The sequence below is a fragment of the Clostridium frigidicarnis genome (assembly GCF_900111985.1).
Taxonomy (GTDB): domain Bacteria; phylum Bacillota; class Clostridia; order Clostridiales; family Clostridiaceae; genus Clostridium_Z; species Clostridium_Z frigidicarnis.
The window spans coordinates 1-13,252 of sequence record NZ_FOKI01000036.1 but is presented as its reverse complement, the minus strand read 5'-3'; the positions used below and the strand labels follow the sequence as shown (position 1 = coordinate 13,252).

10 protein-coding genes are annotated in these 13,252 nt (G+C 28.6%); 1 reads left to right on the top strand and 9 read right to left on the bottom strand.

All coding sequences use genetic code 11. From position 1 onward, the window contains the following. Positions 1–687 precede the first annotated feature (687 nt). On the bottom strand, positions 688–834 hold the full coding sequence (locus BM119_RS20020; protein ID WP_177199457.1) for a hypothetical protein: 147 nt from the start codon (positions 832–834) through the stop codon (positions 688–690). A 20-nt stretch (positions 835–854) separates the two neighbouring features. Continuing rightward, positions 855–1,031, bottom strand: a complete 177-nt coding sequence (locus BM119_RS20015; RefSeq protein ID WP_177199456.1) for a hypothetical protein — start codon at positions 1,029–1,031, stop codon at positions 855–857. 281 nt (positions 1,032–1,312) lie between these two features. Between BM119_RS20015 and BM119_RS15820 the strand changes: the two genes are divergently transcribed. Beyond that, positions 1,313–1,951: a LemA family protein gene (locus tag BM119_RS15820; protein WP_090042700.1), complete on the top strand. Its 639-nt coding sequence runs from the start codon at positions 1,313–1,315 to the stop codon at positions 1,949–1,951. 125 nt (positions 1,952–2,076) lie between these two features. Here BM119_RS15820 and BM119_RS15815 read toward each other — a convergent pair whose 3' ends face one another. From BM119_RS15815 to BM119_RS15785, 7 genes are all read right to left on the bottom strand, one after another. Beyond that, positions 2,077–2,505 (bottom strand): Sua5 family C-terminal domain-containing protein, encoded by a 429-nt coding sequence (locus tag BM119_RS15815; protein WP_177199455.1) that lies wholly within the window; start codon positions 2,503–2,505, stop codon positions 2,077–2,079. Between the two features lie 219 nt (positions 2,506–2,724). After that, positions 2,725–3,672: an ROK family protein gene (locus BM119_RS15810; RefSeq protein ID WP_090042698.1), complete on the bottom strand. Its 948-nt coding sequence runs from the start codon at positions 3,670–3,672 to the stop codon at positions 2,725–2,727. A gap of 82 nt (positions 3,673–3,754) precedes the next feature. Beyond that, on the bottom strand, positions 3,755–3,988 hold the full coding sequence (locus BM119_RS15805; RefSeq protein WP_090042697.1) for a hypothetical protein: 234 nt from the start codon (positions 3,986–3,988) through the stop codon (positions 3,755–3,757). 463 nt (positions 3,989–4,451) lie between these two features. Further along, positions 4,452–6,530: an elongation factor G gene (gene fusA / locus BM119_RS15800; RefSeq protein ID WP_090042696.1), complete on the bottom strand. Its 2,079-nt coding sequence runs from the start codon at positions 6,528–6,530 to the stop codon at positions 4,452–4,454. A 426-nt stretch (positions 6,531–6,956) separates the two neighbouring features. Continuing rightward, positions 6,957–9,170: a M6 family metalloprotease domain-containing protein gene (locus tag BM119_RS15795; RefSeq protein WP_090042695.1), complete on the bottom strand. Its 2,214-nt coding sequence runs from the start codon at positions 9,168–9,170 to the stop codon at positions 6,957–6,959. 17 nt (positions 9,171–9,187) lie between these two features. Continuing rightward, positions 9,188–11,245: a M6 family metalloprotease domain-containing protein gene (locus tag BM119_RS15790; RefSeq protein ID WP_090042694.1), complete on the bottom strand. Its 2,058-nt coding sequence runs from the start codon at positions 11,243–11,245 to the stop codon at positions 9,188–9,190. 208 nt (positions 11,246–11,453) lie between these two features. After that, a complete protein-coding gene (locus tag BM119_RS15785; RefSeq protein ID WP_090042693.1) occupies positions 11,454–12,440 on the bottom strand; it encodes a leucine-rich repeat domain-containing protein in 987 nt (328 codons plus the stop codon). Positions 12,441–13,252 lie beyond the last annotated feature (812 nt).

Below are 13,252 nucleotides of genomic sequence, written 5' to 3'. Positions count from 1 at the left end.
CTGACTTGTTATTTTTTTGAATGTGCCTTATATTTAGAAATAATTATATCATTTCTTTATCTCTAATAGTTTATGCATATATTTTCTTCATTATATATGTATTTTTATATTAGCATCTTTAAATCTATTTCATTGTAAATTTTTCTTTGTAATTACATCTGTCTTTAGATGATTAATTTCATTTTACTCTAAAGCAAACAACAAAAGGGCACACCATTTTGTTAATTGACAATTGACGGTTATTGTTAGAAGTCACAGACTTCCTAAATATAAGGTTGAAAATCACAGATTTTCTCTAAATTATATTTTTTAAATTTTATAATATCCTATAAAGTAAAAAACAAAAAGTGATTGCATATGCAATCACTCTTCATCGGAATATTCTAATTTTAAACTATATACTGGAGGCTGTTCAGACTTAACTGAACAGCTTTATATGAAAAAATTCCTTACTCTTAAAATCAATATTAAGCTATCAGGCTATAGATTTTATATCTTTCGGAGTAAGATATTATTTATCTAGTGGTTTATAAAGCTCTTATACCACCATATAACTAGTAGCATTAAAGTTTATACACATAAATAAGCTAAAATCTATAGCAAAATCACAGGATATTTACATACTTTTTAGTGGTATTCATATTTTTTAAGAGTGTATTCATATAATAAGAGTAAGGAATCCTTTAGCTAAGGTGTACTTTGCCAATTTGTACCTGCTGATTGCTTCTTATTTGTTCTATTATGATTTTTAGCTGTCTCTCTTGTTAATGGAGTTTGATAATTGCATTTTTTCATTCTATCTTCTTTTTTATCTATTTGACTATCTTTAGACATGAAAACTCCTCCTTAATCCTCTATTCGTGGTCAAAGTAATCTACATGCATTGTATTAGCCTTTTTATTTCCTGTTTTTGCTTTACCTTGAATTTCTGGAACGGGACTCATAGTATTTTTAGGAAATTTGTTTTTCTTATTGCTTTCTGTTCCATGAGGATCACTTACATCTGGTCTTCTCATACCTTTTTTCGCCATTTTAACTCCTCCTCATCTTTTGTTTTCAACACTCTTATTTTACTCATTGTTGTAATTTATATACTAGAATTTTTTACATATGTAATATAAATTTTTTTTGACTATAATATTTCAAAGTACTGACTAAGTGGATTTTTTTATATCCTCTATTTGTAAAAAATTCGAGGAAAATTATTTAGTAGATATATTAAATATAGAATTAGTTCTTGACGTCAAGTGCAAATTATTATACAATTAGTCGAAAAAAGGAAATTTATATTTTAAAATTGGAGTATATTAAAATGAAAAAAATTAAACAACGAACTTATACTAAAAGATTAATATCATTTATATGTGGTTTTTTTATTGGGTGGTTTTTCTATTTAATGATTATGGCCATTGTAGAATCAGGAGAACCAACTGATACACAAGGACTTATAGCAACTATACTTTCATTAATAACAACAATAACTTATGAACTCATATCAGAATATAACTATTTAAAAAGATTAGAATTAACTACAACTTCTTTATATAGTAATATTAGTTTATATAAAGAGCGTGAAAAAAATCTGTTATCAAAAGCTGAAAAATTTGTCTTAGAATTTTTTAAGTATGAAAGTGATATTCAAAAGTCAGTAGCAGTATCTAGAAGTGTAAATTCAGAAAGATTTGCTGGAAATGAAGAGCTTAAATGTTTAAGCAATTTAAAGGCAACAGTAGAAAGTTATCCGGATTTAAAAGCGGATAAACATGTTTCTAAAATATTAGAGCAACTTGAACAATCAGAAAATATTATTTTAGATTCTAAGCTACTTTATAATGAATATACAACCTATTATAATACAGCTATTGTAAGCTTTCCAGCAGTTTTATTAACTGGACTATGGAAGCTAAAACTACTACAATTCTATATAGATAATAATATTGATGAAGTATAAAAACGTACCTTAAAGGTAGCTCATATAGCAAATAATAGTGGAAGTTATTAAAGATATGTAATAACTTCCACTATTATTTTTGTCCACTACAAGTTTTGCAATATTTTAGCCATCACCGATATAATTTATATATGAATAATATCTCCTGCACTTGCTTTTTCTAAACGATTGATTATAGAATTCCCTAAACCACTATTATTGGGAGCTTGTACATAAATATGACTTACATTCAATTTATCACATTCTCTAAGTAAATCAAATATATTTTGTGCAGCTATATTTAACATTTTAAAGCTTCCTAAACTATATATATATTGATAATTCTTAAAATCATTTAAAAATTCTTGAAAACAAATTACAACATCATTCTGATTTGCATTTTCTTTAATCCATTTAGAAGTCTTTATATAATCTCCTTCGACCAATGTTACTGGTACATCTGGTGCATAGTGTCTATATTTCATTCCTGGGGCCTTTGGAATTTCACTTTCTTTCACGCTTAATAAATCCTTTTTATATATGAGATTTGGAATTACATTACATATGTCATCCAAGCTTATTGCTCCTGTCCTTAGGTTTCAAAAATTAAAATTAAAATTCATGATTTTAAGCCGCTTATTGGAATTGTTTGTTATGTACTGAAAGGTAAAATACAAGTCTAGATAAATCAATCTTTACAGGATAATTAAATGGAAATCATATATTTATGTAAAACAAAAATGTGCAGAAATCTCTACACATTTTTGTTTTGTATAAATATATTTTATTTTTAATTATTTACTTTCTAATATTGCTAAGGCAACAGCTCCCATAACTCCAGCATCTGACCCTAACCCTGCTGGAACTATTCTGCAACTATCAGCCATAGCTTTTAGTGCTCTTTCCTTTACTACTTCATTAATTCTATCAAATACTACTTGTCCGCCTTTACTTACTCCGCCACCTATAACAATAAGCTCTGGATCAAATGTATTTATTACATTTGCAACTCCAATTCCTAAGTAAGTTAAACTTCTATGAAGTATATCTCTTGAAACTTCATCTCCATTTTTAGCCTCTACAAAAACTTCATATGAAGATACCTTTTCATATTTAGATAAATTTGTATCTAATCCACTTTCAACAGCTTCTATTGCTCTCTTTCCTATAGCTGTTCCTGAAGCTAAGGATTCTAAACATCCATGATTTCCACAGTTACATTGTGGTCCTTCTGGAAGAATTGTTGTATGTCCTATCTCTAAAGCATTGCTTGTATTTCCTCTAAATAATTTTCCATTAATTATAGCTCCGCCACCTATACCTGTGCTAACAGTCATATAAACCATGTTCTCAGTGCCTTTTCCAGCACCAAACATAAATTCTCCTATAGTAGCAACGTTTGCATCATTGTCTAAATAAATCGGAACATTAAATTTACTTTTTATCGGTTTTATCAAATTAAAGTTCTTAAATGGTAAATTAGAACTATCTACTATTATTCCATTTTTAGCATCTAATGGTCCTGGAGAACCAAATCCTATGCATTTAATATCTTCTATAGTTTTATTACTTGTTTCTAAAACTTTTTCTATTACTCCTATTATTCTATCCAGAACAGCTTCAGAACCTTCGCTTGCTTCTGTTGGTACTATTTGACTTGATATAACGTTACCTTCAATATCTGCTAAAGCTCCATGAATCTTCGTTCCACCTAAGTCTATACCTATGACATAATTACCCATTAATATTTAACCTCCATAATCTCATGTACATATAAAAAATTTTTCACATTAATATTTTAACATACTTATTAATGGATATGCATTAACTTTTACAAGCTTTTATATAATAAATTCCATCTTCATTCTGTCCTATATGATTTACTGAAAAACTTTGCTTTTGTAGCATTTCACATATAATGCCTATATTTTCTTCTTCAATATGATTTAGCGCAAGGGTAAACTTATCATTATAATCCACAATTCCAATATAATCATAGATGTTGCTAAAATCACTCAAATTTAAAGTTCCTTTAATATCCAATCTATAGTCCGACATAAATTATCTCCTCACTGAAAGTATTATTGGAAAAGTAGTTCCTATTAAGGCTGATAAAAGAAAATAACAAATCAAAGATACAATGTATATTTTGTGCCAGAGAACAAAAGTAGCTACTTCACTTTTTAATTGAGAGTGGAGAGTGGAAAGTTGAAGGTTGCGGTTGAAAACCAAAGGTTTTCTAAAAAATTTTATATATTTTAGAAATCTTCCTAAGAAGATTCCATCCTTTACTCTCAACTTTCAAACCTCAATTTTCAACTAACTTAAGCACGAAATAGACTATCATACTGACTTGTTATTTTTTGAATGTGCCTACTGTTAATATATGCTCAATTAATATAAAATATTCTTATAATATAACTAAATTATACAAAATTCTTTATTTTAACTGAAATAATAACTTTATTATTTAGTAAAAAACAAAGGAAATTCATACATGTGAATTTCCTTTGTTTTTATTTTAAGCTTCTTTTTCTTTTACAGATTCAACTATTTTAGCAACTTCTGATGCTGGAACTTCTTCATATCTTTCAAAAGAAGATCTAAAACTTCCTCTTGCTTGTGTCATTGATAATAAATCTGTAGCATAATTTTGTATTTCTGATTGAGGAATTTCTGCTATAACCATTTGTCCATCGTCAACTGGTTCCATTCCAAGAACTCTTCCTCTTTTCTTGTTTATGTCACCTATTATATCACCCATATATTCATCTGGAACCGTAACTTCTAAATGCATTACAGGTTCTAATAAAATTGGTTCTGCTTTTTCTAAACCTTTTTTATAGGCAAGTGAAGCTGCAATTTTAAATGCCATCTCTGAAGAATCTACTGGATGATATGATCCATCATGCAATGTGGCTTTAAGTCTTATAACTGGATATCCGGCAATTACCCCATGCCGTATAACTTCTTTCAATCCTTTTTCTACTGCTGGTATGAAATTTCTTGGTACCACTCCACCTACTACTGAATCAACAAATTGTAATTCATCACCATCTTTTCTTGGCTCAAATTTTATCCATACATCTCCATACTGTCCATGTCCCCCACTTTGTTTTTTATGTTTACCTTGAACATCTGCTATATTTCTTATAGTTTCTCTATATGGTATCTTCGGAGTTCTTAAAGTAACGTCTACTCCAAATTTATTTTTAATTTTTGTTGCTACTATTTCTAGGTGAGTTGATCCCATTCCACAAATTATAGTCTCAGCATTTTCTAAATCCCTAGTTATTATAAGTGTTGGATCTTCTTCAACTAACTTTGTAAGAGCTGATGAAATTTTATCTTCATCACCTTTGGATTTTGGTAATAATGCCATAGATATAACTGGCTCAGGGAAATTTAATTTATCATAAACTATATTAAAATTCTTGCTACATAAAGTATCACCAGTAGTTGTATATTGAAGTTTTGCAACTGCTCCAATATCACCAGCAATAACCTCTTTAGTAGCAATTTGATTTTTTCCACGCATAAAGTATAAACTTCCTATTTTCTCATCTTTCTCTTTATTGGAGTTGTATGCAACAGTATCTGCTTTTAATTTTCCTGTTATAACTCTAAACATAGATAATTTTCCTACAAATGGATCTGCCACTGTTTTAAACACTAATGCAGAGAAAGGATCTTCTTCATTTAGATTTATAAATTTCTCCTCATTTTTATTAACATCTAAAGCCTTTTGAGGTATTGCATATTCTGGAGAAGGGAAACATTCAACTATATCTTCTAATAATGTATTAACACCAATAACTTGTGATGCAGATCCACACATAACAGGTGCTATTTCACCACTAGCGCATCCTTTAATAAGACCAGCATAGATTTCTTCATCACTTAATTCTCCATCATTAAAATACTTATCTAATAAAACTTCATCAGTTTCTGCCACAGCCTCCATTATCATTTGTTTACATTCATCAACCTTTTCAATTAAATCACTTGGTATATCCGAATCTTCAATATTATGTGTTTTAGCATTATATATTCTGGCTCTTCTTGAAATAACATTTATAACCCCAGAAAATTCATTTTCTTTCCCTATAGGGTATTGTATTGGTACAACAGACATTCCAAAGCGTTCTTTAAGTTGAGCTAAAGTTTTTTCAAAATCACTGTTTTCTCTATCCAATTTATTTATAAAAAATGTCCTTGGAAGTTTTATTTTATTTACATACTTCCAAGCTTTTTCTGTTCCAACTTGTATGCCAGATGCTCCACATACAACTATCATAGCTACATCTACGGCTCTCATACCTTGAATAGATTCGCCTATAAAGTCAAAATATCCTGGAATGTCTACTAAATTTATTTTAGTATTGTCCCATTCAAAAGGTACAACAGAAGAAGATATAGATATTTTTCTTTTTCTCTCTTCTTGATCAAAATCACTTAAAGTAGTCCCTTCTTCTATCTTTCCTAATCTATCAATATTGTTTGTGTAATAAAGAAGTGCCTCTGTAAGTGATGTTTTTCCTGCTCCACTGTGACCTATAATTCCTAGGTTTCTAAGGTTTTCAGATTTATAGCCATTCATTTTTACCCCTCCTAGCATTGATAATATTTTGGACTTAATATTATATTTCTTTTAACATGAAAAAATTCCTTTTTATTTTTTCAATTTTCAAAATAATTAAAATTCTCTTCATATCTGTATATATTTCTTTAGGTATATTCAGAAAATAGACTAGCATACTGACTTGTTATTTTCTGAATGTTCCTTAACATATTGTTTTATGATAATGACCTATAATTCTTTTCTTCTCATATTAAATGTTTATACATAATCCTTTATTAAAAGAACTAATATAATTAATAATTTCCTTAAATCACAATTTTTTTTGAATGTTCCTTAAAAACAAACAAGCCATCCCTTTATGATATGTCTGTGAAAAACACAAATATATCATAAGGAATGACTTTAGTATAATTACATCATTAAAAACTAAAATTTTACTACATATTAATTTCTAATTCTTAAATATCCCTCTTTAATTAATATTTCAACACCTTCTGAATCTACAGCTACAACTTGATATGGATAATCACAGTTGTAACATCTTGAGAAGTCTAAATCAAATTTAAAGCCTGCATTTGATAAATCATATCCATCATATTTATGATCTGGATCTGATATTGCATATCTTTCTGCATAGGTATATTCATATCCATTAACATATAATTTAACCCCGCTAATACCTTTTTTATAAACACATTCACCTGTTAAAGTTCTAGCACCGCTTAATGTTTCACAATCTCCTAAATTAAATTGGCCTTTGAAAACCAAATCTTCACTTGTATCTTGTTTTCTTACTTTTAAATCTCCTTCTTTAAGAGTAATCTTTTGTCCATCCTCTATTGTTGCAACTATTTTATATGGATAATCACTTTCACCCCACATTGAGCAATTTAATTTGATTTTAAATGCTGCTTGTGACAAATCATATCCTTCATATTTGTTTTGAGAATCATTTAAGCTATTACGTTCAGCCGGCTTAAATCTTCCTCCATTTATATATACATCTAAATTAGTAATCTTCTTTCCTGAAACACATTCACCTGTTATTTCTAAATCACTCATTATTGATTTAGTATCATCAAAATTTACTGTGTATTTAAGAGGAAAGTCTTTATCCTCATCTTCTCCTCCAGATTGTCCATTTATAACAACATTAAAATTAGTAGTATCTCCTGATGTACTAATATTAGTTAAACTTATTCCACTATCGCTTCCATCTGATAGGAACAATTCATTTGAATTAATGCTTGTCCTATTGTAGCCTAAAGCTGCATTAGATAAATCTCCAACACTATTTAAGCTTCCAGAAGGTCTATATAAATACACTTCATCATTACCATTTGAATTACCTCTTCCTTGAAGAGCTGTATTTATCCTATATACCAATAATCCTTCTCCTGGTAATCCTGATTCATAAAGACCTTGTTTCTTTCTATGTTCAACCACAAAATACTCTGAAGTTGAATTTGGAGATTTTATAATATAACTGTTATCAGTTGGATTATTTATTGATTTTACTGAATACTTACCTGGTTTATTTATTTCGCTTATATTACTAAGCCACTTTCCATAGTACATTTTCATATAAGCGCCCATTGATTGTGGAATAGAATTAGTTTGGTCCATAACATCCCATGGTCCAACAGCAACCTTTCCATCATAATTATAATGATAAAGATCTGGTGCACCTAATGTATGGAACATTTCATGACTTAAAACTCCTATACCATTATCCCCTATAAAATCTTCTAATTGAAAGTTATAAGTATCTATTTTTTTACCATTTATCTCTGCATTTTCATAAAACATATTCCATTTATGTGGCCATAAAAGTGATGACCATCCAGTTGTTGCGCCCTTTATTATAAAGCATACATTATCAACTTTACCATCATTATCTGAATCCACATTTAGATCATTTGGAATTTGATTTTTAACATCATCTACAGCATTCTTAAGTAATGTTTGTTCTCTCATTCCTCTTTCATTTTGGGAAACATTTTCATAATAACTTCTTGGATGGCTGTCAGTATAACTTAAAACTCTATCCCCTTGAGCCTCTGGATAGAAAGTTGTATTAACATCTAGTTGATTATATGATGTTTCTTTGTAATAATTAGATAGAGATGCTTGATTTTGTGCATTAAATTGTCTATCATATGTTGAAAAATTTCTTGTTATTTCATCTTGGTCGCTAAACTTTATGAAAATAACTATATTATTAAGTTTTCCAACATTTTTTGTTCTTTGGGTTGATTTATTAGCACCAAGCATCTCTCTTTGCTTTTCAATTTCATCCAATGGCGCCTTAACCTCACCCATATTAACCCTACTATCAGTCTTAATATCTTTTAAAGTCTCAGATTTTTCTTCTGTTACTCTTTCTCTTGATGGCATTACTTTATCTTTTACATACTTACCATAAACATAGTAACCTGTTTTTTCATCTTTAACTATTGCCCTTCCATTTGAATCATGCAAATAGTTATAAAACTCGTCCCCTGAAGCATAACACTCAATAGCCTGTCCATTAGGTTGAGTCAATTTTATTTGTGCATCTTTTATTGGAGCTGCACTAACGTTTATTTGATATGTGGCTAAAACACCTGTAACTGCAAAGGCAGTTAATAATACTTTTGATAAAAATTTACGCTTCATTGTTATTCCTCCATATTTTAATACATTCTTCCCCAAAGTGCTGGTGTTATTGTTGGTTCCCAACTGACTATAGCTCTATGAGATTGAATACACTTATATTTATTTCCTTGGTAAGTAACTATATCACCAACTTTGTAACTTGTACCAGGTTTCCATTTGTTAGTTTGTTCAGTTTCTGTACCACCAGTCTGTTTTCTGACGATCAAATTTCCTTCTTTAAGTGTCGTTGTTTGTCCATCTTTTGCTGTTGCAATTATTCTATATGGATAGTTGGATTCACCCCACGCTGAGCAATTTAAGTTAAATTTAAATGCCGCTTGTGATAAATCATAACCTTTATATTTATTTTGATAATCATTCAAACTACTACGTTCAGCAGATTTATATTTTCCTCCGTTTATATATATATCTACACTAGTAACTTTCTTACCGGATACACACTCACCTGTTATTTCTAAATCACTCATTATTGTTTTAGTATCATCAAAATTTACTACATATTTAAGTGGTAACTTTTTATCACCATCTTCTCCACCACCGGTTTCTCCAGTTTGTCCATTTATGACAACATTAAAATTAGCGATATCTCCTGACATACTTATATTTTCTAATCTTATTCCACTATCTCTTCCATCTGATAAAAATAATTCACTTGAAGAAATACTTGTCTTATTACTTCCTAAAGCTGCGCTATTTAAATTTCCTTTACTGTTCAATGTTCCTGAAGGCCTATATAAATATATTTCATCATTACTATTTGAATTACCTTTACCTTGGAAAGCTGTATTTATTCTGTATATCAATAATCCTTGTCCTGGTAATCCTGATTCATAAAGACCTTGTTTTTTTCTATGCTCAACCACAAAATATTCTGAAGTTGAATTTGGTGATTTTATGATATAACTATTATCAGCTTGATTATTTATTGCTTTTACTGAATACTTACCTGGTTTATTTATTTCATTTATATTATTTATCCATTTTCCATAATACATTTTCATATAAGTTCCCATTGATTGTGGAATTGAATTATTTTGATCCATAACATCCCATGGTCCAACAGCAACTTTCCCGTCATGATTATAGTGATAAAGATCTGGAGCTCCTAATGTATGGAACATTTCATGACTCAAAACGCCTACGCCATTATTCCCCATAAAATCTTCTAATTGAAAGTTATAAGTATCTATTTTTTTACCATTTATCTCTGGATGTTGATAATACATACCCCATTTATGAGGCCATAGAAGTGATGACCATCCAGTTGTTGCGCCCTTTATTATAAAGCATACATTATCAACCTTGCCATCATTGTCCGAATCTATATTTAAGTCCTTAGGGATTTGATTTTTAACAGCATTTACCGCATTATTAAGCAACGTTTGTTCTTTCATTCCTCTTTCATTTTGGGAAACATTTGCATAATAACTTCTTGGATGACTGTCAGTATAACTTAAAACCTTATCTCCTTGAGGATTTGGATAAAATGTTGTATTAATATCTAATTGATTATATGATGCTTCTTTGTAATAATTAGATAAAGATGCTTGATTTTGTGCATTAAATTGTCTATCATATATTGAAAAATTTCTTGTTATTTCACCTTGGTCGCTAAACTTTATGAAAATAACTATATTATTAAGTTTTCCAATATTTTTTGTTCTTTGAGTAGATTTATTAGCCCCAAGTATCTCTCTTTGCTTTTCAATTTCATCCATTGGCGCCTTAACTTCACCCATATTAACCCTACTATCAGTCTTGATATCTTTTAAGGCCTCAGATTTTTCTTCTGTTACTCTTTCTCTTGATGGCATTACTTTGTCTTTTACATACTTACCATAAACATAGTAACCTGTTTTTTCATCTTTAACTATTGCTCTCCCATTTGAATCATGCAAATAGTTATAAAACTCGTCCCCTGAAGCATAGCACTCAATAGCTTGCCCATTTGGTTGGGTTAGGTTTATTTGTGCATCTTTTATTGGAGCTGCACTAACATTTATTTCATGTATGGCTAAAACACCTGTAACTGCAAAAGCAGTTAATAATACTTTTGATAAAAGCTTACGCTTCATCACCATTCCCCCCTTATATTTATAAAATATTATATTTAAACTAATCATTCTAATTTATGATTAAGCTTAAAACATTGAAACAAAAGCGGCTAAGCCACATTCTAATTGAGATTTGGCAATTAACAATTATTGTTAAAACCCACAAACTTTCTAAATATGAAGTTTAAATTTGAGAATGGAAAATCTAAAATAATGAAAATTTTTCCCTCTAAATCGAGAAATCTGGATCTACTAAATCTTTATACATATCTTTTAAAGATCCGTAATCAGATATATTATTTTTATCTAGTTTAAGTGATTTTAGTTTTTTCAATTTACTTATTGTAGCTATATCTGATATTTTATTGTTATCAAGTCCTAAGTTTACTATTTCATTTTTATCATTAAGTATATATATATCCCCTATTTTATTACTACTTGCCCAAAGCCCTGTAATTTGTTTCATATCTTTTAAACCTTCTAAATCTGAAATATCATTATTACAAATATTGAGCTCCCTAATATTCGTAAGCTTTTCTATAGATTTAATATGCTCAATACTGTTATCACTTACATCTAAATTTGTTAAATTTTCTACACTTGAAATTGCCTCTAGGTCTTTTATTTTATTATTAGACATATATAATTCTTTTAAATTTGTTAAATTCTTTATTGATTCTAGGTTTGATATTTCATTATTACTTATATCTAATCTTTCCAACTTATTTAGTCCACTAACCATGGATATATCATCTATACCACAATCTATAATTTCTAAGTTTTTAAGATTTTTTAAAGTTGATACAATTTTTAGATCTTCTATATTGTTATGTACTATTTTCAAAGTCGTAATATTTTCCTTACCTTCTATTGCACTTATATCACTTATATCACTATCAATAATCTCTAAGGATGATATTTTATCCAAGTCCTTAATTTCACTAAGATCTTTAATATTACTATTTTTAATAATTGTTTCTGTACCATCTTCATTTTCTTCTATAATATTTTGTTTTTTATCTTCTTTTTCATTTTGTTGTTTATTTTCATCTTGATTATCTAGTTGAGAATCAGATTCTTTATCATCAGATAAAATGGCTTGTGACTGAGGACTTTTGTTATTACTATCTGTTATCTTTTTATTGTTATGAATTACAATAGCTGATGTGAATAATATTGCACAAATCAATATTATAGAAATGATCTTTTTTTTCATCTTATCACTCCTTACTTTTTATTTCTATATCTTATTATCGTACTCATTATTCATTTCTTTACAATATTTAATTATTTTTACAGGTAAATTTATAATTTTCTTCAAATATTAATTAAATACGCATATGAAAGCATTATATTTCCTTGCTCTCCCCCTTATCTTCAGTGTAAATTGTAGAATTAAAAAACTTAAATACTCTACAATTCTCCAATTATTTCTTTATTAACTTAGCTCAAATTAACTCTGTTACAATCGCTAAGTTTTAATAGTTAACAAAAGGAAATATACATCTAGGTATGGGCTTTTTTCAATTGATAGTTTTAAGATATTTGTAAAATTAAGAAGTGTAAAACTTTTGATAAACTAAATAAATGGATTATTATATTAATCATCATATATAATTATAATTTAAAGGAGATGACTCCTGTACAATACAGACATCATCTCCTTAGTTTATCATAGTCTTTTTTTAATATCATTTACATGGAATACATTTTACATTTTTTAAGTTTAATATATGCTTTTTTATAGTTTCTTAAATAGAGTACATTTTAAAATATTTTGTATATAAATATTTTAAAATTATCCGTAGCATTATGTTTTTACAAGTTTAAATATAGAATGAATATTCCTTTAGATGGTCATAAGATAAGAACATCTACTTCACAGACTGTATGTTCCTACTACATATTCAAAATATATAATATTGTATAAAATAAAAAAACGATAGGTAAAACCTATCGCTATATTCTAAGTAAATGGCTCCGCAGAGAGGATTCGAACCTCCAACCTATCGGTTAACAGCCGAGTGC